This is a genomic window from Chitinophaga jiangningensis, from assembly GCF_900142605.1.
In the GTDB taxonomy this organism is placed as follows: domain Bacteria; phylum Bacteroidota; class Bacteroidia; order Chitinophagales; family Chitinophagaceae; genus Chitinophaga; species Chitinophaga jiangningensis.
The window spans coordinates 364,898-387,931 of record NZ_FRBL01000002.1; the positions used below are offsets into that span (position 1 = coordinate 364,898).

The 23,034-nt window shown below is 46.6% G+C and carries 19 protein-coding genes and 1 tRNA gene; 8 read left to right on the forward strand and 12 right to left on the reverse strand.

Going from position 1 to position 23,034, the window contains the following annotated elements:
• Positions 1–86: 86 nt before the first annotated feature.
• From BUB18_RS06015 to tssO (BUB18_RS06050), 8 genes are all read right to left on the reverse strand, one after another.
• The gene (locus BUB18_RS06015; RefSeq protein WP_073079045.1) at positions 87–623 is read right to left on the reverse strand and encodes an NAD(P)H-dependent oxidoreductase; all 537 of its coding nucleotides are present in this window, start codon (positions 621–623) and stop codon (positions 87–89) included.
• Between the two features lie 53 nt (positions 624–676).
• Positions 677–2,068: a DUF5458 family protein gene (locus tag BUB18_RS06020; RefSeq protein WP_083549418.1), complete on the reverse strand. Its 1,392-nt coding sequence runs from the start codon at positions 2,066–2,068 to the stop codon at positions 677–679.
• Positions 2,069–2,153: 85 nt separating this feature from the next.
• Complete coding sequence (locus tag BUB18_RS06025; RefSeq protein ID WP_073079049.1) at positions 2,154–2,600, reverse strand: type VI secretion system contractile sheath small subunit; 447 nt, start codon at positions 2,598–2,600, stop codon at positions 2,154–2,156.
• An 86-nt stretch (positions 2,601–2,686) separates the two neighbouring features.
• On the reverse strand, positions 2,687–5,110 hold the full coding sequence (locus BUB18_RS06030; protein ID WP_073079051.1) for an ATP-dependent Clp protease ATP-binding subunit: 2,424 nt from the start codon (positions 5,108–5,110) through the stop codon (positions 2,687–2,689).
• The gene (tssR, locus tag BUB18_RS06035) at positions 5,107–7,479 is read right to left on the reverse strand and encodes a type VI secretion system protein TssR domain-containing protein (RefSeq protein ID WP_073079053.1); all 2,373 of its coding nucleotides are present in this window, start codon (positions 7,477–7,479) and stop codon (positions 5,107–5,109) included. Before tssR ends, BUB18_RS06030 begins: the two co-directional genes overlap by 4 nt.
• Before the next feature lie 29 nt (positions 7,480–7,508).
• Positions 7,509–8,429 (reverse strand): PKD domain-containing protein, encoded by a 921-nt coding sequence (locus BUB18_RS06040; RefSeq protein ID WP_073079055.1) that lies wholly within the window; start codon positions 8,427–8,429, stop codon positions 7,509–7,511.
• The gene (tssO, locus tag BUB18_RS06045; RefSeq protein WP_073079057.1) at positions 8,429–8,923 is read right to left on the reverse strand and encodes a type VI secretion system TssO; all 495 of its coding nucleotides are present in this window, start codon (positions 8,921–8,923) and stop codon (positions 8,429–8,431) included. Before tssO (BUB18_RS06045) ends, BUB18_RS06040 begins: the two co-directional genes overlap by 1 nt.
• Before the next feature lie 7 nt (positions 8,924–8,930).
• On the reverse strand, positions 8,931–9,446 hold the full coding sequence (tssO, locus tag BUB18_RS06050; RefSeq protein ID WP_073079059.1) for an MreC domain-containing protein: 516 nt from the start codon (positions 9,444–9,446) through the stop codon (positions 8,931–8,933).
• Positions 9,447–9,678: 232 nt separating this feature from the next.
• Between tssO (BUB18_RS06050) and BUB18_RS06055 the strand changes: the two genes are divergently transcribed.
• A complete protein-coding gene (locus BUB18_RS06055; RefSeq protein WP_073079062.1) occupies positions 9,679–10,116 on the forward strand; it encodes a GPW/gp25 family protein in 438 nt (145 codons plus the stop codon).
• Between the two features lie 3 nt (positions 10,117–10,119).
• Positions 10,120–11,931: a type VI secretion system baseplate subunit TssF gene (locus BUB18_RS06060; protein WP_073079064.1), complete on the forward strand. Its 1,812-nt coding sequence runs from the start codon at positions 10,120–10,122 to the stop codon at positions 11,929–11,931.
• On the opposite strand, the gene BUB18_RS06065 is transcribed toward BUB18_RS06060, so the two are convergent.
• A complete protein-coding gene (locus BUB18_RS06065) occupies positions 11,920–13,077 on the reverse strand; it encodes a hypothetical protein (protein ID WP_073079066.1) in 1,158 nt (385 codons plus the stop codon). The two genes, BUB18_RS06060 and BUB18_RS06065, sit on opposite strands and share 12 nt — an antisense overlap.
• A gap of 17 nt (positions 13,078–13,094) precedes the next feature.
• A complete protein-coding gene (locus BUB18_RS06070) occupies positions 13,095–13,982 on the reverse strand; it encodes a TssN family type VI secretion system protein (protein WP_073079068.1) in 888 nt (295 codons plus the stop codon).
• 124 nt (positions 13,983–14,106) lie between these two features.
• Here BUB18_RS06070 and BUB18_RS06075 point away from each other — a divergent pair, with 124 nt between their 5' ends.
• Entirely contained in the window at positions 14,107–15,015 is a 909-nt protein-coding gene (locus BUB18_RS06075; protein ID WP_073079069.1) for a type VI secretion system baseplate subunit TssG, read from the forward strand.
• 77 nt (positions 15,016–15,092) lie between these two features.
• Entirely contained in the window at positions 15,093–15,824 is a 732-nt protein-coding gene (locus BUB18_RS06080) for a protein phosphatase 2C domain-containing protein (RefSeq protein ID WP_073079071.1), read from the forward strand.
• Positions 15,825–16,164: 340 nt separating this feature from the next.
• Here BUB18_RS06080 and BUB18_RS06090 read toward each other — a convergent pair.
• Positions 16,165–16,238: transfer RNA gene (locus tag BUB18_RS06090), tRNA-Arg, on the reverse strand.
• Between the two features lie 122 nt (positions 16,239–16,360).
• On the opposite strand from BUB18_RS06090, the gene ung reads away from it, so the two are divergent.
• Both ung and BUB18_RS06100 read left to right on the forward strand, forming a co-directional pair.
• A complete protein-coding gene (gene ung / locus BUB18_RS06095) occupies positions 16,361–17,032 on the forward strand; it encodes a uracil-DNA glycosylase (protein ID WP_073079073.1) in 672 nt (223 codons plus the stop codon).
• A 47-nt stretch (positions 17,033–17,079) separates the two neighbouring features.
• Entirely contained in the window at positions 17,080–17,826 is a 747-nt protein-coding gene (locus tag BUB18_RS06100) for a lysophospholipid acyltransferase family protein (protein ID WP_073079079.1), read from the forward strand.
• Between the two features lie 79 nt (positions 17,827–17,905).
• Here BUB18_RS06100 and BUB18_RS06105 read toward each other — a convergent pair whose 3' ends face one another.
• On the reverse strand, positions 17,906–20,680 hold the full coding sequence (locus BUB18_RS06105; protein WP_143159849.1) for a putative LPS assembly protein LptD: 2,775 nt from the start codon (positions 20,678–20,680) through the stop codon (positions 17,906–17,908).
• Positions 20,681–20,899: 219 nt separating this feature from the next.
• Here BUB18_RS06105 and BUB18_RS06110 point away from each other — a divergent pair, with 219 nt between their 5' ends.
• Entirely contained in the window at positions 20,900–21,862 is a 963-nt protein-coding gene (locus tag BUB18_RS06110) for an N-acetylmuramoyl-L-alanine amidase family protein (protein WP_083549423.1), read from the forward strand.
• A gap of 172 nt (positions 21,863–22,034) precedes the next feature.
• Positions 22,035–23,030, forward strand: a complete 996-nt coding sequence (locus BUB18_RS06115) for an MlaD family protein (protein ID WP_073079081.1) — start codon at positions 22,035–22,037, stop codon at positions 23,028–23,030.
• The last annotated feature ends 4 nt before the right edge of the window (positions 23,031–23,034 follow it).

Here is a 23,034-nt window from a genome sequence, read left to right on the forward strand (position 1 = left end):
GCTGTCCTGTCGATAAAAATAATATAAATTCCGCGTGTATGTGTCTTTCGTATAGTCATTTCATGCAGTGTTAACATATCACCGCCTTACATAAACTTCTCTCCGAAAGCGGTCATTTTCATACACCATTTTTTAGCGTAATCATTTTCCGGCGCATGTACATAACCTATGGTGCAGGTACGTACCGGATTCACTCTGCAACGCTCCAGCACCGTGCGTTTGATTGCGTGGTAAGTTGGCTTTTTATTCATCTGCCATTCTTTCCAGCTGGCTTCGTCGAGTACGGATACGATCCGTGCCGACTTCCCCGCATACAACTGGCCGGAAGGAAACAGCCGGTCGAAAAAGCCGGAGAGTTTTGCCGGGATGGAATTGCGATCCACCGTACAGAACAACACAATATGATTGGCCCACTTTACTTTTTCGGCTGCATCCAGCAGGTCCGGCTCCAGTGGTGTAATCTGGTTATTGAACTGTTTGTTGGGAAGGAATTTAAGCTCCATGATATGTATCTCTTTCACGATAGCACCTACTTTTTCCGCTCCCAGCCTGTATGCCTTTGCAAACTCCTGATTGATGCCTGACCTATCCGTATCGCCGTGTAGAATTAACAGATTCTTCATACGCCCGTAAAATAGGGCTTTCGGCAGAAAAAATCAAAACACCGGCAGCACACTTATTTCTGAACGGCAGCATACTCTGTATTCCAGGTTCTGCTCTCGTCTTCTCCCTTATAACCATCCAGTTTCACTACAAAACTTTTGGCCGGGAAATAAGGTGTAATATGAATATCCAGGTGAATACGATCTTTCTGCACTTCATCCTGTTCGAAGCGGATGATCTTAAACCGTTCAATGAGGCGATCGGGTCCCTGAATATTATCCAGGAATTTCACGATTTGTGCGCGCAGGTCGTGCTCGGTTTTAGAATTCCAGTTTTCGAAAGCCCGGCGGTTCAGAAAATCGAACAGCACTTTGGTGATATAATCGAATACCCGTACTACGGAATACGTTTGTAAACCGATGTTATCACCATTGAAGAGCGTTTTGGCGGAGAAGGCCATTACCTTTCCGTATTCGTTTACCATGGGCACCAGGCCTATACGTTCCAGTTGTGAGATTTCACTTTTCTTAAGGTCGAACCGTACGCCATCCGCTTCATTCACCGCACCGTGTTTTTTACCTGCGGTCACCTGGCTCATCAATGTGTAATACATTTTACCAGCCAGCGAAGCAGATCCCGGCACATGCAGGTCATCTTCTTCCCCTGCAGCTTCTACTTTTCCACGGCCCACCAGCCAGTTGCAGGTCATGATTACATTGGAGCGGTAAGCATCTGCGCCTGTAAGATTAGCAGCAGTGAACAGGTCAATCACATCATCGGGCTGATCCAGATTGGCGAAATCTGTTACCAGCATGGCTTTGTTACTATGTGCGATTTTCGCCCATCTTTCCACCACCTTGTTTGCGCCAAGGTAGCCGGGTATTACCAGCAGAGAATAGTTATCACGCAGGTCGAGGCGGTCGTAATTCTGCTTTAGCTCTTCAGCCACATGCTCAATGAACCGGGGATTATCCAGGTCAGTAAGCTGCGACATGGCAGCGTTCATAATATTCACGTTGGTGAGCTTGTCGCTTTCGGTATTTTTATAGAACTGGTGCACGGTACGGTAAGCCTGTTCCAGCTCGCGTGATGCATCCAGCGCCTGGCCTATATTTTTCTGCAGCAGGGCTTCTGCCTCATCGGCGCGCTGCTGGCTTTCATCTTTCAGTTCAGCTACCGATGCATCTTTTTGCAGCAGGTCCTGCCACAGCTGAATCTTTTTCAACAGTTCCTGCCGCTCCGCAGCTTTATCCTGATCGGTCAGAAATATTTTTTTACGAGCTTTACGTTCGGGGTTAAGGTTCTGCAATCCATCCAGGATGGCTTCAAGAAAATCGAAGCCGCCTACCTTCACCAGTTTCTGCAAACTGTCTTCCAGGGACAATGCGGGAGTTTCGGGAACTGCATGTTGCAGTGCCGGCTGCTCTTGCTGAGCTGCCTGCATTCTTTCGTTTGATGCTGACATGTGTTAGCGTTTATTGCCACTCTGCGGGGCGTGTATTAATTCAGTTTTCAATCTATGGTTACGTGCTGTCGGGTCATACAATGAGCTATATGGTCTGCTGCAATTCTTTTGCAAGGTTTTCCAACGCAGCAGCAAACGCCTGTCGGGTTTCCGGGTTCTCCAGGGTTGCTTTCAACGTTTTATTTGTTTTCAACTGACGGACGATGTTCAGGTACATATCACTTTCCACCTGCAGGTTCCGCAGTTGGTTACTCTGCTGCACCATGCTTTTCACTGAAAAATCTCCGAGATGATCGAAGTGAAGTGTTTCATTAACCGTAGATCCGTCTTTCCCTTCGAAATCTACGTTCACTTTGGGTTTGAAGTGCTTAAACACTTCTTCCACCGTCTTCAGTCCTTCAACAATTTCTGGCTTAATGGGTTCCTGTTCGGTTAACTGTTGAATGAATAAGGTTTTATTTGGGGAGATGTCAACAAACGTTTCTGTCGTATCGATCCTCCTTTCATTACCGCCTATTTCGTAATTAAACATGCTGGGTACTTTTTTTAGATGATAGAAAACAGTCTTATAAATCTAATAATTTTCTGCTGTACTCGGCACACATCGATATTAAATTTTTATGCCGATGTGATTTTCCAATCCAGCTCTTCCGTTCCGTCTTTTAACTGCAGCAGAATTTTTTTCCCTGCGCTCAATTCTCCTGAAATAATTTGTCGGGATATAGGCCTGCGCAATTGATTCCGGATTACACCGGTAATCTGCCTCGCCCCATACCTCGGCGTAAACCCGCTCAGGGCAAGCATCTTCATCGCATCATCTGATATCTCCAGGCTGATGTGTTGTTTATGCAGGGCCTCCAACAGGCTTTTTAGTTGTATCTGAAAAATCTTCACAACGTTTTCTGCCGTGATCGGACCGAAAGGCACGATCTCGGATAAACGTGCAAGAAACTCCGGTCTGAAATGCTTTGTCATTAACTCCATCAGCTGTTGCGACTGCGGCATTTTCTCCTGGTTAAACTGCTCCGCTATCCACTCACTGCCTATATTGGATGTAAACAGGATCAGCGCATTGGAGAAGTCACCTTCTTTCCCAAGCCGGTCGTGGATCAGGCCTTCATCCATTATTTGCAGAAAGATGTCAAACACGGACGGATGCGCCTTCTCGATTTCATCAAAGAGTAAAACGGTATATGGTTGCTGACGGATTTTATTCACCAGCAGCCCGCCTTCCTCGTAACCTACATAGCCCGGAGGTGCACCATACAGCAATGCTGCCGAATGCTCCTCTTTAAACTCACTCATATCAAAGCGGATCATCGCCTTCTCATCGTTAAATAAAAACTCAGCAATGGATTTGGCCAACTCCGTTTTGCCGGTACCGGTAGGCCCCAGCAGGAAAAATGATCCGATGGGCTGTCCCTTCTTTCCCAACCCACTTCGCGATTCCAATATGGCCGCAGAAAGGGCTTTTAAGGCATGGTCCTGCCCTACTACCCTTTGTTTAAGGTGCGACTCCATATTCATCAGCTTCTCCCGCTCCTGGGTCTGTATTTTGCCAATTGGAATGCCTGTTTTAAAAGCGATCACGGCAGCAACATCCTGCCTGCCCACTTCCAAAATTTTTTCCTTTGCCAGCACACCCAACTTATCAAGTACATTATTCAGGTAGGAATGCAAACCTTCATCATCTTCCGGCGCCTCAGCATCCAGTCTCCCCAATAATACCGGGCTCAACTTTCTTTTCATACTAACCAGTGTATCCTTTGCCGATAGTCGCAGCTCTTCCTCCAACAATTCCAGTTCTCTTTCCGACGTATCATTCATCATCCTGATAGCCGCCATGGTCCTGTCCAGCAGGTCGAAGGCAGCATCCGGCAGCCGCCGGTCCTTCATATAGCGCTTTGCCAGGCGTACGCATTCCTCCACCGTACCTTCCTGTACTTTCAACTGATGGTGCGATTCATACCGTTCTAACTGGCAATGCAGCATTTTGGCAGCCGTATCTGCATCCGGCTCCTGCACCTGCACTACCTCAAACCGCCGACTAAAAGCCTTCTCGGGCTCAATAATCTTTCTATATTCTTCGATGGTGGTAGCACCTATAACGGTAATATCCCCACGCGCAAGTTCAGGTTTCAGCAGATTTCCGGCACCGGACCCGATAGCGCCCTTCGCATCCAGTAGCGCGTGAATCTCATCAATAAACAATATCACCTTGCCTGCATCCTTTAAGGCTGCGATGATTTTCTTCAGCCGGTCTTCTATCTCCCCTTTATAGGAAGCACCAGCAATCAGCGCACCTGTATCCAATTCCAGAATCTTTGCTTCCTTTAACGCAGCAGGCACTTCCCCCTTCACAACCTGTTGTGCCAAACCATCAATCAAGGCAGTTTTCCCTACGCCTGCATCTCCTGTAATGATCACATTGGGTTTCGATCGCCGGCACAGCACCTCCATGACCATACGCAGTTCCAGGTCGCGGCCTATGATCGGATCCGTCTTATTTGCGCTGGCTGCTGCCGTCCGGTCGATGGTGTATTTGGCCAATGCGCCGGCGGCGGGTTTATCTTCCTTACGGCTGACCTCCTGAATCGATTGCTGCACGTCCTGGTCATCCAGGTATACCTCTATCAGATCCCGCTCCTTTACAGGAAAGGATTTCATCTGATCAGCAGGGAACCCGATATTAGGCTTGCTGAGGGCCGTCAGCACACATACCGGCGTTATCAGATCCAGTCCCATTTTCAGCCGCACATCGTCTGCCTCTTCAAACACCAGGGCTACTTCCGGTGTACTTTTCACATCCGGGTGCAGTTGTCGCGCATTCGGAAATTCGTCCATACGGATCTCCGCCCACTCCTGCAGGTATACCGGGTCTTTATCAATGGCATTCAGCAGAGAGCGCAGCCCAGTTTCCTTATGCATCAGCCCCGCAAGCAGGTGCGGCGGGCCATAGCTGCCGTGATGACGCTCCTTTGCCAGGGATTCAGCCACATGCACTGCATGCTTCACCGATTCACTTAGATTTAGCATGTTCATAGCTTCCAGTCGCTTTGTGTGATATAAAAATATGGCTCTCCGTTAGAGATAAAATAATCTGCCGTTTGCAGCTGCTTCTTCACTACCTCATTGCATTTACGTAGATAATTGATGTATTTTTCAAAGTCAGCCGCAGCCATATTGCGCTTCAGGTCACTCACCGCGTACCGGTCAAACACCTCCAGCTGTTGCGGCATACCGGTCACTCTCTCCAAAAACAACGGCAGCTTCATACTACGTATAGCCCCGCGGTTATACATATCTTTCCACTGACTCTCTCCATAAGCCACATATTCCTTCGCCAGCTGCTTACGGAAATTCTTGTTATCCTGCTGCAGGTTATCACCTGTCAGTCGCGATAACAGGTCCGACAACTGCAGAATTTCGTCCTGACTCAGCAGGATAGCATATTCCATTGGTGAGTTTTTATCTACCAATGGCTCTTTTGCTTCTACTTCAAAATAATATTTGAAAGCATTGTGTGGCAGCTGTTCACCGAGGTTAGCCGGCAGTTGATTTTTATTGGTATTGACAGCAGCCATCACTGGCATGGTAATTTTTTCCTTTAGTCTCCCTGAGATCATGAATACACTGTCCAGCGATTTAATGATCTGCCGGTTATCCGTATATACCTCTCCCAGAAAGCGGTTGAGTGCCGTCATCATCTCCCGGTTTGTTTTTACCGCACCTCTGCCTGGAAATACAATGGCCCCCGGGATCAGACTACCATCCGGGTAGTTGAGGTAATAAGAAACAGAGTCTGTATACGCTGTATTAAACTGCTGGGTAACGGCAAGCCCTTCCCCTTTCACCATGCGGAGTTTTTTCTGTTCCGCTTCCATTTGCGCCGTTTTCTCTAATATCTGCCTGGATTCCAGCACGAAGTTGTTGAAGGACGGGTCAAACTTATTATATACCTGGAATACCAGCATACGGGCATCTACTTCTGCAAGCCCCCTCACCAGCATGTCTTCGTTGATCCCGTTGGCATGCTTGTTACCTGTGCTACCTGCTACGATAATGATATTCGTTTGCATCGGGTAGCGCTTCAATATTTTCACAGCTTCCATCAACCCGGTATAGTATGGCTGATCGTTTACCAGGCCATTACAGCGCTGGGTCATGGTAGCCTGTTTGTTGATGAAGTCTACTACGCGGCTAAAGTTATCTGAAGGCTCAAATACGTTCATACCGGGCGACTGCACACACCCTTCGTTACCACGGTATACCACGGCACCGAAGCGGTAATTATAACTGGCATATCCTTTCTTACCGAAAACATCTTCAAAGTTCTGTATGGTATTGGTGATGCCTGGCAGATAATCCCGCATTGCGCTGCCCCCGTCTACTATGAAGATTACATTTACATGATTGCCAAACCTTCGCAGGCGGAGGTAGTTATTGTAATCGATACGGGTACCTTTGATGTTAATAACCGTATTGGAAGATTTATCAAATACATTGTGCGCCACTGCTGAGCGATAAGGCATATTCAAGCCCAGACCCCGGTGTTGTACCACCGGCACCATACGAAACAGGGGATTATCCGAAGGCAGCAGCGGATCATATTCAAAGTTGCCGCCATCGGGTGTTACCGGCTTCAGGTGATCATGAAAATATTTTGCAGTAAGGGAATCATTATCGTAAGACGCTGTATTGCCCATCCCTACATACAGCCGGCTTCCCCAGAGGTGCACTACCTCTGATGATACCCAGCCGGCGGTGAAGGCAGCGGCGCTGTCGGCCGTAAGCTGGCTGGCATGGCCTACCAGCGCCTTTTTACCATCTTCTGAAAATTTGTAGATATAAATCAGGTCGTTCAGCTTCAGCTTTTCCGATGCGGGCGTTTGCAATTCAGGAGAGGTATACACGATGATAGAATCGTGTGCAAAATAGTAGCGTGGCTGTGCAATGGGACCTGCTCCGCTGATAATGCCCACCGCTTTAAATGGAAACCTGGTACGATCATCTACCAGGGCTTTCTGCCACATCAGTACTTTGCTGCGTGGTATCCAGCCGTAACTGACTGCTTTCCGTTTATCCCCTATGCGTGAACCTTTCTTCAGAATGGAAGGATCATATTTTACAATGCGCAGGTAGCCGTTTTTCTCATCGCTGACGAAAAAAGGCTGCATAAAATTCAGCTTCTTGAATACCAGCGTACCACCTGGAGTAGTGGTGGTATAGTTACCTTCACTGTCTGAAAATACGATCCATGCGGTACTTTCAGTTTTGCCGGAAGGGTCTTTGGTTTGCGGGGTAGGATACCTGAAATTCACAGGCATCTTTTCGATGCGCTTACCCGAATAAAACTGGGCCTGCGCCTGGAAACAAAACAATGTGGCTATTAACAATACGAGAACTCTCATCTGCTTAAATAGAGATATGGATTTAGAAATTACTTTTCTGTTCTATGCTGCTGCACGTTCACCATGCCTACACATTTTTTTGGCGACAACGTAAGCCCTACTTCATCAATCACAATGTTTTTGCTGAAAGTAAGTCCGATGCAATAGGAGTAGAAATCAGTTTTCTTACTCCCGGTTTCATCCGTTGCCTGCGCCGAAGTTTTTTCCCCGTTGCAGAGGTATTTTTTAACAAGATAATAATAGTGCGTATTAAAGTTTTTACCGTTGGCAATCGCCTGCAGGTGCAGTTTAAAGTCATCCATCATGGCTGCACTGCCTGCGCCGGGGTCAATCATTTCCAGGTCGTCAAACTCGGTAATATTGAGCGTGTAATACACAGGTGCAGGGCTTCTGTCGGTTTTAAGCACTACATTGTACCTGCCGGGGCTTCGGAATGTATAAAATGCCGTTCTCCCTTTGGCATCCACCCGGCCGGTTTCGCCGAAGCTCCATTCAAAGATGTTCGCCTCTCCTTCTGCTTCCAATCGGAGTTGTTCTCCCACAGTCCCTGACGTAGGTCCGGTGATACGGATACTGTCTAGCACCAATACCGGCACCGTATCCTTTACCACCACGGCAAACTGCCTTTGCATCTTCCCATCCACGGTGAGCCTTACAAGATAGCTGCCGGATTGTTTAAACCGATAAAACCCGCTCTGCTTCGTTATCCTTTCACCATCCCCAAACTCCCACAGCCATTCTTTTGCACCTGCAGTATTATCAGTATATACCAGGTTTTCATTCAGGTAGATTTCATCTTTCAGCAGGTGAGCGTTTATCTCGCGATGGCTGAACAGGAGCTTCATCACCAGGAATACAACGGCCAGGACCAGTACTGCCAGGACGATATACAGGTAGATGCGGCTTCTATTATCTGTCTGAACGGCTTTCTGTTTCGTTGTTCCTTCCACTAATTCCTGTTTTGATTGATAATAGCCTCCTGAAGTCCACGCTTAGACAGCTTGCAGCGGTCCAGGTCGCTGTTCAGTTTTTCGATATTATGATAATTACCCCGCAGTTCTTTTTTGTCATAGAACAAAACCTCCAGCAGTTGTGCTTCCTGCAGGAATACCTTATATCGTTTATCATATGATCTACGCTGATAGGCAGCCTTGATGCTGGCAATGGCATTCAGGATGTCCGACTCCAGAAACAGTGCCTGCACGGAAGGATCAAAGTCCATTATCTTTTTGTAGGTAGAATCTACCGCCGGGCGCATTTCTGCAGCCACCATTTCAAATTGTTGTTCTTCATTTATTTTCTGTGACAGTTTATCCTTCATCTCGCTGCTGCCAACATTGCTGCCGGAAAATATCAGCCATGCGAGCAGGGATATGGTAAAGAGACTTAGCACCAGCAGAAACACAAACTGTTCCTGTCGTGCTTTAATGCTTAAATGCGCCATATATGGTCTAGTATCCGTTTAATTTCTTCATCGCTTTTTTCGTGGAATGATCGCAGTCTTCGAGTTGTTCGCGAAGACTTTCCATCTGGAAGCGGGTTTGCGACAGTGAATCTTTCAAGCTGGCCAGGATCATTACATTTCGGGTCATTTTTCCGTAGAGCTCATAGCTTGGGACTACATCTGACTGTTTGCGCTCATCCAGCAGGCCACGCACACGGTTATTATCCGACTGCACTGCATTAATAAGGAGCGCCTGGTTGCTGAGTTCCTGCGCATCTGCATTGACATACTGCGTCAGGGACCTGAATTTAAGCAACACATTATCGAACCGGCTGGTGACCTCATCCCGGTAATAGGCTACCTGGTCGTAGGTACGTGACTGTTCTGACAGCAACTGTAACTCATGCCTGCCAGTGAAAAAAAAGCACGCCACACCTATTAACACAAACAGGATCAGCACAACAAAATGAATAATAAAATTGAAATAAGACCTATTCAATTCATGTAAATTGATCGGCTTCATATGATTATTATGGTTGCTGTTTAAAGCTCGGTTCTATAATATGGTTTATAAAAAATATTGGCTAACGGGGTAACTTGTCAAGTTCGTTGTGATCATGTATGTTCGGGCTAATAAACGATCTTCTTAAATTCATGCTTACATAATCACAGTTCTAATATACTTACAAATATTATACTGAAAAATGTTTTTCCCGGATTTTTTTTTAGTTTTGAAAATGTTAACATGTTAACCGATGGCCATATCCTTTTATAAAAAACCGTTTGATTTTTCCCGTGTTTTCTCCAACGCCCCATTGGAAAGCTGCGACCATGGAGCGTCCATTGCCCAGCACATTGAACTCATCATCTTCACCCGCTTTGGAGAACACCGGTTCAATCCTGATTTTGGCTGCGAGGTATGGGAGCTTGATTTTCAGTTAATCGTGAATCAGTCCATGTGGGAAGACCGGATGTGTCAATCACTTAAGCAGGCCGTAACCAGCCAGGAGCAAAGACTCTACGGCATTGAATGCGAAATCAGTGTCACCGATGTTGAAAAAGTATTTCCGCTTCGCAGGATCACTGAAATAAAAAAACGGGTGGATATTATCATAAAAGGTAAACTGGCCGCCACCGGCGAAAACTATGTTTTTAACACCGCCTTATTTCTCAGTCCATTATCTTCTGAATAAACTATGCAGTTTCCATCTCAATATACCTCAAAAGATAATATCCGTGCGCGCCTGATGCAAACGGCGGCAGACTTCTGGGGCATCAGGTCCACCGCGGATCTGGACCCGCTGGTACGACTCCTTATAGAAGCTTTGTCAGGCGAGCTCTACAACCTCTCCAATGATCTCAGGAATACCGAAAGCCGGTTACTCAATAAATTGGCAGCACTCCTAACGCCTGATTTATTAACTGCTGCATTGCCGGCTCATGCACTGATGCAGGCCATGCCCCTGGAATCCAGTGAACTACTTGCCGAGGATCGGCACTTCGTTTATCATCCTAAAAATGAAAGCAGCACCCGGGAGGTATTTTTTTCTCCCGCCACACCTGTACGCATATACGATGCGCAGGTAGCATTTATGGCAGCAGGCCCCAACCTATACACCAATGATCCCCAACGGGGTAAGATATTGATCGGATCCGGTAAATATCTCCCTACACAATGTTTATACCTTGGACTGCGTATCAACAACCAACTGGATACGTTAGAACACCTGACCTTTTATTTAAACTGGCCTCACTTTTCCTTTAACAATGAATGGTACCGGCTGCTATCGCTTTGCACGGCTGCTATAAACGGACAAGCCATACCCCTGCACCCTGGTTTCCCTACAACTGCCGGCGCGCAAACCGATAATATTTTGGAACAGACGCTGGCATTTGATGTAATGCCCGTTATCACCCGCGACGTACTTAATTATTATACGCCGCATTTTCTCCATTGCAATCTGCAACCACCCCTATACGAAAAGCGAACATACCCTGAGGCTTTTGCAGTGGCCTTTGATGAACGTACCCTCCACCATTTGCAGGAAAAACTGCTCTGGCTCGAAATCCATTTTCCGCCGGCAATTCAGCTGCATAACCTGGAGGTATATACGAATGCAGTGCCCGTTATGAACAGGCGCCTGCACACCATCACGCACCGGTTTAAAGGCATCGGCAATATTATCCCGGTGAAGCCCGGACAGCAGGAAGCATTTTTAAATGTGCACCAGTTAACGGATAGTCACGGAAAACAATATTTCCCCGTGTCTTATAATAATGGAGAAATAAATATGCAAGATGCCTATTCCGTGCGACTTGGAGGGGCAGAACGGTTTGATAGTCGCAACGCACGGGAAATGATCAACTACCTGTTTGAGCTCCTGCGTGATGAAAGTGCGGCTTTTTCCGCCTATGGTTACGATTTCCTGACAGATGTACTGAAAAGCTTGCAGCAGAACCTGGAACTGGTAGAACAGAAAGCACGCAAATCACTGCACACCATGACGGAGGCAACCCGTTATGTGATTGTAAAGCCTTCCTCCGCCACAGAAACCATGCATCTCAGCTATTGGACTACCCAACATGAAATTGCACAACAATTACGTAGCGGGACTTTACTGACTCAATTTGAAGGGTCCGGCACCAAAGCGGATTCACTCTTATTACTCACCAAACCCACCGGCGGCAGGCATGCTGCCGACCGCAGTAACCTGCTGCAGGCCTATAAATATGGGCTGATGACGCGTGATCGCATTGTAACGGAAGATGATATACGCAATTTCTGCCGGCATGAACTGGGTGGAACTATTGCTGATATACAGGTACAACGCGGGGTTATGGTATCACCACACCCAAAAGAAGGATTGAAAAAAACCACTGACATCCTGATCAGGCCGGCGCAGCCCATTGATAAAGAAGAATGGGAGTTCACCCAACAGGCCCTACTTCGCAAGCTGGTAGCCCGCAGCGGCCTGCTGGTAACTTATCGTATCCTGCTAGTCCAGTAAACTCCAGGTGTTCCTGGCTTTCGTTTGCTCGATGGTACGCTGCTCCGCTACCACGATATTCTCGCGGCGCTGACCCACAAATTCAAGGCTGCTCAGCTTATTCCACAACGCTGACAAAACGTGCATACAATCATGCAGCTGTTGCATTGATTGTTGGATATGATAGTGGTCATAAGCGATGTCGATCGTACGGGTAAGCAGGTCTTCAAAATTGCCTGGGGTTACATCTCTCCACTCATAAAAATATTTCAGCATTTCCTCTTTTGCACGGGTGCCGGGATAATGCAGGGTAGTATAAAATATATGTGCCAGGTTGGAGAAAATGCTCACCATAACAACGGGTGGCTGCTGATGCACCATATTGCGATAGGAGAAAAAAACCTGTGCAATGTAGTCCAGCATTCTTTCACAGAGCAGTTTAATATTTTTCGCCAGGTCAGTACTCCGCTCATTCGTAGTAACCTTTTCGATTATACGAAAACTGCTCATTTGTATCTCATTCAGCAAGCTGCTGAATTGCTCATAATAGCGGATCAGCGAAGGGTGACTTACAATGGCAGTGCAGGGCGGAATAAACTGTTCATTGACAGTGGTGCGTCCGTTTTTGCGTATCAGCTGACCTATCACCAGGTGATTCAAACTCATTTCAGCGGCCGATACCTGTTCGGCTGGCAATACCACCAGATCAATACCGTTCAGCACATGCGGATGGCGCGGTGGCGTTTCTTCCGGGTCAGGTGTACCGGCTGGCACGCGTTCATAAGGATTTACGCTGAGGACTACACTGTAATATTTTATCTCTCCCTCTTCCTGTGGTGCTTCTTCGGCAAAGGAGTAAGAGCGAACCACTTGTTCCTCATATGCATCCGGCTGAATGTGGATGCGCACTCCTCCTGCAGTGATGGCATTACAATGTCTTAGCCGCAGTTCCACCTGCCTTGTTACCCGCTCGTTTAATTCAAAATCGCAGCTGAGGCGCTGCCCGCGGAACGGTGGCAGCAGGCCAAAATCGTAGCTATGAAGAAACAGCGAGGCAGTATCGCGGATGGCATCCGTAAAGTGGTTTTCCGTTTCCATAAAATGGCGGCGGGAAATTTTCATCCCGTCTACCCAGTTCACAGCAGCATGTTTGCGTGGAAATAGCATAAGTAATTTTTAATAGATCATAAGATAACAACCCGGTCCTCCCCTCCTGCTTCCTGCTGCAATCGGGTTACTCTACGTGCAAAGATGGTATGCTTTTCATTTACCTGGTTTTGTGTAATGGTAATAGCAGGATCGATGAATTGCTTACGGGAGAAAAAATTGGGTTTCAGGTAGAATATCCAGCCGTAGGCCTCTTCGCCGGCAGCGTATTGAATACCGTTACGCGGAAATTTAATATTATAATCATCTATAAATTTCTGAAACCAAGCTCCAAAGCTCATTTCAGGCGGAGCCTTTACTTTTACCTTCAGCGGCGAAGGATCGTTGACAGCTTTAAAGAGTTCAACTTCCAATACTTTCAGTTTGTCGATATCCACATCAAACATATCCAGCGGCTGTGTGCTTCGTGGGTAATACCATACAGTATATATTTCGGAGGGGATACTGATCATGGCCATATACGTCCACCAAAACAGGAGTGGCGCCATAAACATAAGCACGGAGGTAGCCGCGTACCAGCCATATTCCAGGTCGTTCAACCAGTTAAACACCAGCATATATAAATAGATACCGAGCAATATGGTGATGACTCCCAACAACACCGTCATTCCCTTCTTGTGCTCCAACGCTTCCGGATAGTGCCTGGATAGCAGGTAGACACCGAAGATACCCAGCAGCACATAACTCAGCTGCGACAACAGGTACCCCCATGGCATAAAGTACATACCCAGCAATCCGAACAGACCGGGAATTGCCAGCACCATACTGGTTAACAATAAGGTAACAATGAGCCTGCGACTGCTCATCAGGCGGTTCTTTTTATTCAGGATAAGCATTACAGCCCCCATAATGGTGGCAACCAGCGGAAAAAGAATGTAGCTTACAAAAACAGATTTTACATCCATAGTTATTGATATGGTCCGGAGCGGTTAATCTAAAAAAAATTAGACAGGCAAGGGTTCAATTTTTAGGGTTTTGCCTGATTTTATATTAATTTAAAGAGTACAAATTTAAGCGATTAATTGATTTATGGAAGATACCCCATTTTTTAAAATAAACAATTTTCATACCGATTACAAGGCTGCTGTTTTGGCCGCGGAGTTGGTGGAAGCGGGCATTGACCTGAACCAAATTTTCATCTGGCCGGCGGGTGCCGGCAGGCGCAATTTTGCCAGGGATATACGCAGCGTGGAGTGGTATGCACCTGATGGTGGTTATAAAGATTATCTGTGTATTAAAACTAACCGGGAAGGCCTGTACGATATGCTGCCGGAAGGCCTGTTTCATACGGCTGTTCCTTATTCCACTACCCGTTCTACAGAGGAGTTGATTGACCAGATTAAATTGCATAAAGAACAGGAAAAGGAAGCCAGGAAATTTTTCATGCCGCTGGAAGCAGAGATGAATCATTTCAGGGTGCTGATTGAGTTGTATGAAAACAAAATAGATAAGAAGAATTTTTATAATGATCTGATAGATATCTTTCGTCCGGGATGGGAAATATTTGAATTACTGGATCAGCAACAGGCCAACCTATTTTTGCACCTCATCCCCATGTTACATGATACCAAAGGGGACCTGGAAAAGCTGCAACAAGTGCTACATCTGATGCTACAGATGCCCGCAGCCGTCTATCCCGTGAATGGACGATCACGTGTAGCCGTCACCGATTGCCTGCTGGGAAATGCCAGGCTTGGGGTGGATATGATTGCCGGCGATAGTTTTTTAGAAGGAGAGGAAGAAATTATGATTCGCGTAGGACCGGTACCGGTAGTACAGGCCTTGCAACTCATGCCGGGCGAGCGGCTGGAAAAAATAGTCCGCTGGCTGGTGAGTTATTTCATACCGGCAGACGTGGAGGTACAGTTGGAAACGGAGCTGGCAGAACGAAAGATACAATTCGAGGAAAGTGTACTGGGGTATACGGCGTATTTGTGATAATCCTTCAATATGCTTGTCTTGTTATTTTAATGTGGTGACAAATTTAGGAAGATGACTATCTTTGGTTTACCTACATGAAAATTCACACAACACTTCACATCGGTTCCCATCACATTAATTATTGCGAAGACTATCTGGTGACAGCAGAACCAGGAAAAGGAAAATTACTTTGTGCAGTCATGGATGGGTGCTCAATGGGTATTGACAGTTATTTTGCCGCTACCCTTACAGGGAAAATTTTGAAACAGGTAGCCAAAGAACTTGCTTATAAAGAATTTGCAGATCAAACACCTGTTGCACCTGCAGTTTTGATGAAGCTCATCTTACAGCAGCTATTCGAAAAACTAAAGTCCATTCGTAATCAACTCGACCTAAAGCGGAATGAGCTACTGAATACGCTGATACTGGCGGTAATAGACACAGCGAATAAGTCAGGGGAGTTTATCTGCATTGGAGATGGCGTCATTCACATCGATGGAACGCTCTATGATTATGATCAACAAAATAAGCCGGATTATATCGGATATCATCTGACGGAAGATTTTGAAAATTGGTATGCTAATCAGCAGCAGCGATTATCTGTCAGCGTTATAAATGATTTCAGTCTGGTTACAGATGGCATTTACACATTTAGTAAATTCGACCACAAGGCTTATGATCCGCCTGGTAATATCGCTGAGTATTTATTGGTCGATGGAGATGCAAACAGCGTAGAAAATATGCTGCATCAAAAAATGATTGAGATTAAAAATAACTGGGGGCTGGCACCCACAGATGATTTGGCTATTGTGAGATGTATCTTGTGATTTGGTATCTGCAATCGAATGGCGTGGAAACCTGTGATAAAATGGAGGAACTACCTGAAAACAGGCACTGGATTATGGATCCCGCGGGAATAGTGTTAACCTCAATATCCATCACCAATACACTTTTGCCTTTCGTCCTGGAAACTATCAAAAGTTCCTTATCATCATTTACAGCATCCAGATTTTCCTTCAAATGACTTCGAAAGTCAGCATATCTCAGAATACGCATTTTATACTTTAATTATGTACAGGAAATAGCACTTTTAAGAAATCAGCAATTCCATCTCCCCAAAACAAAAAAAGGAAAACCGCTTTCGCAATCTTCCTTTTTCAGTCTGTGTGTCCCGGATTGGATTCGAACCAATGACCTACTGCTTAGAAGGCAGTTGCTCTATCCAGCTGAGCTACCGAGACATCCCATCCATCCTGACATCAAAATTGTTATATTTATCTGTCATTTTGGGAGTGCAAATGTATAAATTTTCTGATTAAAAAAACAAATTAATTTTATTTTTTTTCAATAATGTTGTGATTCTATGGACGTAAAAATTGAATCAACCTGGAAAGAAGTCCTGAAAGACGAATTCCAGAAATCGTATTTCGAACAGATTGTCATGTTCCTGAAACATGAAAAAGCACTCGGTAAAACCATCTTTCCCAAAGGCGAAGATATCTTCAACGCCTTCGATAAAACACCTTTCGATAAAGTAAAGGTAGTTATTCTCGGGCAGGATCCTTATCATAACGAAGGACAAGCACACGGCCTCTGCTTCAGCGTGCAGGATGGCGTTAAACCGCCGCCCTCACTGGTGAATATATTCAAAGAAATGCAGGCGGACCTCGGTCTCATTCCGCCCGCCAGCGGTAATCTCACCAAATGGGCCCAACACGGCGTACTCCTGCTCAATGCCATGCTTACCGTAAGAGCCCATGAACCCGCCTCCCACTCCAGAATAGGCTGGGAATCATTTACTGACGCCGTTATCCGTAAAATATCCGACCAAAAAAAGGATGTCGTATTTTTGCTGTGGGGAAGGTTCGCGCAAGACAAACAAATCCTCGTGGACGCTACCAAACACCATATTCTCAAAGCCGCCCACCCCTCCCCACTCAGCGCCCATAACGGATTCTTTGGCTGTAAACACTTCTCAAAAACAAACGAACTGCTCGCAAAAGCAGGCATAGAACCGGTAGACTGGCGATTATAATTACATTGAATAAAATTTAATATATTCGGAGATACGCTGAACAGCATATGAAACTGATAAAAAACATCTTCGGAAGAATCTTTGCACTGTACGCACTCCTCCTGTTCGCAGGTACCATGCTGATCGTGTTTATCCCTATCTGGATATTCTCCTTCTTCCCTGATCCAAAGAAAACACTGGGCTTCATCACCATCGGCAGGATCTGGATGAAAGTCTATATGCCCCTGATCGGATGCCCCGTGCGCATCAAAGGAGAAGAATATTTTGAAAAAGGGAAAACCTATGTGGTCGTATGCAACCATAATGCACTCATCGACGTTCCCGTAACCACACCGGGCGTACCCGGCGTAAATAAAACACTCGCTAAAGCCTCTATGGGTAAAATACCGCTCTTCGGCGTACTATATCGTATAGGCGGTATCCTCGTGGACCGGAAAGATGAACAAAGTCGCAAAAACAGCGTAGTAGAAATGCGGGAAGCGCTCGCAAAAGGCATGCACATGCTCCTCTACCCGGAAGGTACGAGAAACCGCACCAACGAGCCGCTAAAGCCCTTTTATGACGGAGCTTTCGCCCTCGCCATAGAAGCCCAGGTACCCGTCATCCCTTCGCTGCTGTTTCATACTAAAATAGTCAACCCGGCCGATAAAGGCTTCTACGCCTGGCCGCACCACATAGATTATCATTTCCTTCCTGCAGTACCCACCGCCGGACTCACCAAAGATGACGTGCCTGCGCTGAAAGAAAAAGTATTTAAAATCATGTGGGATTACTATCTCCTTAATGATAAATAATTCAATACAACAAAACATAAAAAAAGACGAAGCCATACCGCTTCGTCTTTTTTTATATCTCTACGTATATCCTTCTACGTTATTGACTGTAAAACGTTCGTGACCGGTTAAGCCGCAAATCACGCAAAATCCCCGCCTTCGGATTGATCGTAATGCTAAACTGACGATAAGTTCCGAAAGGCACGAGGTTAATCGACATCTGCCAGCAATGCAGATCCCTCGATATATACAGGTTCGTATAGGCAATCTCCATCGAAGTGAAGTCAAAACCACTGTTCATACCAATCTTCCACTTCGGGGTAAGACTAAAATCTCCATTGAAACTCACATACTGACGCAACTCTTTTACCACACCACCTGAATCAGGAATGACACGGTTTGTATACGATAAACTATAGGACAGGTCTAATCTCCATGGAATATCAAAGTCAACATACTCTCCCGGATTTTGACGCATCATCTGCAACTGCCGCTGCTGCGCTGCCTGCAGCGCATTAGCATCCATTACATTCTGTAAGCTGTCCAGCGTTTTCTGCCGCTGCTCATCTCCCCCCTTCTTATCTTTTGACTGGAAAGAAGTAGACATTGTAATGGAAGCATTCGTTAAACGGCCCAGACTCAGCTTACCATCCTGCCATACATAACGGTCTTTACGTACCCCGCTCACCTCATTGGTAACATAGGGATCCAAAGTACCACTGGCAGAAATATTCAGTTTATCAAAAAGATTCGTACGGGCATATAAACTGAATGGCGACAGTTTAAAGGAGTCAGCCACAAAGTTGTAGTTGGTATTCAGGCCAAAACCATCCAGCAGCTTCACTTTACGCTCATGGTTTCCGCTGGTATCCTTACGACTGTAAACCTTCATTTCCAGGTTATTGTCCAGGGAAAAACTCATACCACCGAAAGAACCCTCGCCGGGTACACCAATCACCGACCCCTGGAAGTAAGACGCACGCTGGTAATCCCCCTGTGCGTTATACACCATGTCATAATAGGCTCCCTTGGTAAGGTCCGGCCGGTAGGTCAGCCCAATGGAAGGGCGCATAACGTGACGAATCTTACGAATCTTACCCTGCCCGAAATCATACATACCATAGAGCGCAGTTGCCAGCGACAAACTGGTACTCAGCTCATGCTGGGCGAAAAAGCCTGGAATATAAGTTGTATCCAACGCTCCTTTCTGGCCTGTTCCCAGGTTTCTTTTTTCAGGATTCCACTGACGTTCCGTTTTCTTCGTGTACCAGTACTCCGTAAAGTTCACGCTTGGTGAAAAGGTAAAAGACTTCATCACCGGTATAGAAAAAGAGATCGGGATATTCTGCTGCATACCGCTCTGTAACGCATCAAACATCTCCTTTTTACCAAAGGAAGAATCTTTGAAATAAGCCTGGTTACGGAATTGGTTGGTATAGCTGATACCAATTTTGTGATACCATTTAGCGGTTCCTACCAGCTCTTTAGGCTGGAAAGGATAGATCGTTTGCACGGAAAAGTTCGCATCCGGGAAGGTCAGTGACACGTCACGGGTTTGCAGGTTCTGGTTGTCTGATAAGTTTACGGTGAGATTGTAAGGCTTATTCTGCCAGGTTTTCGAGAAACTAATACTGGAACCGATGTTATTGTTTACGCGCGTCGAGTAATCGTAGACGTTATACTGGTTATAGGAGCTGGTACCGAAGTTTACACTTGCTCCAAAGTTAATACCCGGGCGGGCCTTGCTATCCATGGTGTGGTTCCACATCACACGGAAGTCGCGGCTGTTCACAAACTCCTGTGGCACAGAAGGGTCGCCCAGCCTGGTATTGGCGAAGCTCAGCGTCATACCGCCGCTGTACTTATAGCGTTTGCGGTAGGTTGGACTGGCCGTCAGCGCCCAGCTGCCGTACGAGTAAATATCCCCGCGCAGGGTCATGTCCAGGTGCTCCCCCATCCCAAAGTAATACCCCCCTTGTTCCAGCCCCAAACCTTTCTGTGCATTGGTTACAAACTGCGGAGGCAGGATACCGGAGCGCTGGCCCTGGGTAATCGGGAAAATCGCGAAAGGGATGAATAAAGGCGTTGGTATCCCCTGAATTTCCAGGTTGGCGGGCCCTGAAACGATCAGTTTATCAGGAATTACCTTGATTTTCTTAGCCCGAAAGCTAAAGTGCGGGGTGTCCAGGTTACAGGTCGTATAGCCGTTCTTGAAACCGAAAATGGTATTATCTGCCATTCTCTTGGTCTTTTCACTGTGCACATACCCCTCCCCGTACTGGGACCTTGTATTAAAAATTAATGCTTTTGAAGAGGTAAAGTTGTACTCCAGGGTGTCCGACTCAGCACTCTGCCCACCGTCGTTCATCACCGGGCGACCAATATACTTCCCTGCAGTGTCTTTCCCGTGAACGGCCGTCATTACGCCCGTCTGCTGGTCAAAGCTCACCTCATAGGCCGTCAGATCGATGGTTTTGTACTTTACATTGGCATTACCGAACAGGTAAAACTGCTTCTTCTGGACCATGAGCACCATGGAATCCTCCGCTTTGGCGGTTACAACCGCATCCAGAGAGTCTTTCGATGCTTTGGGCAATAACAGTGAATCCACTGTAACGATCGTTGTATCCTGCTGGGTGGAGTCTCCCGGCAATTTTAAAGCCGCAGAATCGCCTGTTTTAGGCACAATCAACGTATCTTTAGGCCTGGAGGGAACAACCGGTTTAATCGAATCCGTTTTTTTCGCAGGCGGAACGGTGTCTGCAAAAATTTTGTTAAATCCGAAGAATCCGTGTGGCATATTCCCTGCCGACGCATCTATAATAAAGGGAACGGCGATAACGATACCTGCAAATGCCAGGTATGTCTGTCGCAAAAACTTTTTATAATTATTTTTGTAGCTAGAGCTCATGTGTTAAGGCGGGCACAAACCTACAAGTTTTTGGACAATTTATTACAAATGATAACTTGTAAAGTTTGACGGGAAAGAAGTATATAGGTGGTTGAAATGCGCATGTGGCCAGTAAATTATTAAATTGATAAATAAACTTATTTTTTATTTTTTGTGATTACAGCACCCATTAAAAAGAGAATCATGCGCTGGAACCGATTTTGGACTTTAGGACTGGGAACTTTATTCACCTGTACCTTTTTTATTCAGGCAAAAAACACACCAGTTTCCCCGACACAGGACGTTTCAGGGAATCAGGGCAAGCCTATCAGAACGATCGTAATTGACGCAGGCCACGGCGGACACGATGTGGGCGCCCGCGGCAGCTATTCCACCGAAAGCCAACTTACCTTGCAGGTAGCTTTGAAGCTGGGAAAGATCCTGGAAGAAAACATGCCGGATGTAAAGGTAGTGTATACACGTAAAACAGACCGCTTCGACGACCCAAGGGTAAAAGCCAACATCGCCAATGACGCCAAAGGCGAACTGTTCGTGTCCATCCACTGTAACTCTGCAGCGAAAATCAAACGCCAGACAGGCTCCCAGACCGTGTACCGGAAAAAGGGCAAAAAGAAAGTAGCCGTAAAGGTACCTACCTATGCCTATTACCCTAACCCGGCCAAAGGTACGGAAACCTATATCTGGGCCACCAGTAAGAACAACGCGAAAATGGAATCCCTGAAACAGAATTCCGTAATCGTGCTGGATGCCGATTCCGAAGAGTCACGCGCCCTTATGGACGATACCGACCCGGAAACATTCATCCTGCTCAACACCCTGCGTAACGCTTACTTCGACCAGAGCCTCCGCCTGTCCACCCTCATCGAAGACGAGTTCACCAAAGTAGGCCGTATCAGCCGTGGTGCCAGACAACGTAACGAAAAAGGCATCTGGGTGCTTTCCGCCACTGCCATGCCGAGCGTACTCGTGGAGCTGGGCTTCATATCCAACCCGGAAGAAGAAGACTACCTCAACTCCTCCAGTGGCCAATCAGAACTGGCCAATGGTATCTATAAAGCGATTAAGCGTTACCGTGATGAACTGGACCGCTTTACCATCAATCGCCAGCAGGACACCGAAAACACCAATACCGTTAGCAGCCGCTAATCCTCAATAACTTATATCCCCATACCGGGAGCTACTGCCATCAGGCCGCTCCCGGTACCAGGGAAACTCCCACCCTCCCCAAATTCTCCTCCCTATAATTATCAACATTTTATTTCAGATACGCCCCGGACATCCTTTTTGATTATTTTTGCGTTGAACGTATACGAATCACATGCTCAAATTATCAAACGAAACAAAAGTGGGCATACTTACTGTCGTAGGTATAACCCTCCTTGTACTGGGCTTTAATTTATTGAAGGGAAAGAGCCTGTTTAAACGCACAAAAACTATCTACGCTGTATATACGCAGGTAAATGGCCTGCAACCTTCCAACGCCGTACAGGTAAACGGCCTCGTGGTAGGTAACGTTGCCAACCTCGATGTTATGGACAAAAACGCAGGCAGAATCCTCGTTACCCTTACCATCACCAAAAAAATTGAAATCCCGCGCAACTCCGTAGCCCGCATCAGCTCCGACCTGCTGGGAAGTAAAACCGTGCAGCTCGACCTCGGCAACTCCGGAGAATACCTCCAAAGCGGCGATACTGTATATGCTGCCGTAGACGGCTCCATGACCGACGCACTGAAGGAACAACTCAACCCCCTCGTGAAAAAACTCCAGGGGACACTCATGAATATCGACTCCGTATTGCTTAATGTTAACGGCCTCCTGGACTCTACCGCCAAAGGTCACCTCCATCAGGCTATCGGCAACCTGGAAGTGGTAACCCGTAACTTTACCCACACCAGCGCCTCACTCAATACCCTGTTGGACCATAACGGCGCCGTAGCGGGTACCATGAACAACCTCCAGGATGTTACCGCCAACCTGAAAAACAGTAACGAAAAAATTTCTGCCATCCTCGACAACGCCGAAAAAGCAACCGGCTCACTCGCTAATGGCAGCATCGATACTACACTCGCCGCACTGCAGGCTACCGCCGCTAGCCTAAACGCGACCATCGCCAAACTCAATACCACCGACGGTACCGCAGGTATGCTGCTCAACGATAAACAGGTATATAATAACCTGCAATACTCGCTCAGCAACCTGAATAAACTGCTGGAAGACCTGCGCATCAACCCTAAACGGTATGTGCACTTCTCCCTCTTTGGCAAAAAAGATAAAATAAGACCAATACCTTCTGACTCAGTAAAAGCTCAATAATCTG

What these genes read in the sequence shown, in the direction of transcription:
- BUB18_RS06015 (WP_073079045.1), bottom strand. Translation starts at nt 623, where the DNA reads ATGAAGAATCTGTTAATTCTACACGGCGATACGGATAGGTCAGGCATC.
- BUB18_RS06020 (WP_083549418.1), bottom strand. Translation starts at nt 2,068, where the DNA reads ATGTCAGCATCAAACGAAAGAATGCAGGCAGCTCAGCAAGAGCAGCCG.
- BUB18_RS06025 (WP_073079049.1), bottom strand. Translation starts at nt 2,600, where the DNA reads ATGTTTAATTACGAAATAGGCGGTAATGAAAGGAGGATCGATACGACA.
- BUB18_RS06030 (WP_073079051.1), bottom strand. Translation starts at nt 5,110, where the DNA reads ATGAACATGCTAAATCTAAGTGAATCGGTGAAGCATGCAGTGCATGTG.
- tssR (WP_073079053.1), bottom strand. Translation starts at nt 7,479, where the DNA reads ATGAGAGTTCTCGTATTGTTAATAGCCACATTGTTTTGTTTCCAGGCG.
- tssO (WP_073079057.1), bottom strand. Translation starts at nt 8,923, where the DNA reads ATGGCGCATTTAAGCATTAAAGCACGACAGGAACAGTTTGTGTTTCTG.
- tssO (WP_073079059.1), bottom strand. Translation starts at nt 9,446, where the DNA reads ATGAAGCCGATCAATTTACATGAATTGAATAGGTCTTATTTCAATTTT.
- BUB18_RS06055 (WP_073079062.1), top strand. Translation starts at nt 9,679, where the DNA reads ATGGCCATATCCTTTTATAAAAAACCGTTTGATTTTTCCCGTGTTTTC.
- BUB18_RS06060 (WP_073079064.1), top strand. Translation starts at nt 10,120, where the DNA reads ATGCAGTTTCCATCTCAATATACCTCAAAAGATAATATCCGTGCGCGC.
- BUB18_RS06065 (WP_073079066.1), bottom strand. Translation starts at nt 13,077, where the DNA reads ATGCTATTTCCACGCAAACATGCTGCTGTGAACTGGGTAGACGGGATG.
- BUB18_RS06070 (WP_073079068.1), bottom strand. Translation starts at nt 13,982, where the DNA reads ATGGATGTAAAATCTGTTTTTGTAAGCTACATTCTTTTTCCGCTGGTT.
- BUB18_RS06075 (WP_073079069.1), top strand. Translation starts at nt 14,107, where the DNA reads ATGGAAGATACCCCATTTTTTAAAATAAACAATTTTCATACCGATTAC.
- BUB18_RS06080 (WP_073079071.1), top strand. Translation starts at nt 15,093, where the DNA reads ATGAAAATTCACACAACACTTCACATCGGTTCCCATCACATTAATTAT.
- ung (WP_073079073.1), top strand. Translation starts at nt 16,361, where the DNA reads ATGGACGTAAAAATTGAATCAACCTGGAAAGAAGTCCTGAAAGACGAA.
- BUB18_RS06100 (WP_073079079.1), top strand. Translation starts at nt 17,080, where the DNA reads ATGAAACTGATAAAAAACATCTTCGGAAGAATCTTTGCACTGTACGCA.
- BUB18_RS06110 (WP_083549423.1), top strand. Translation starts at nt 20,900, where the DNA reads ATGCGCTGGAACCGATTTTGGACTTTAGGACTGGGAACTTTATTCACC.
- BUB18_RS06115 (WP_073079081.1), top strand. Translation starts at nt 22,035, where the DNA reads ATGCTCAAATTATCAAACGAAACAAAAGTGGGCATACTTACTGTCGTA.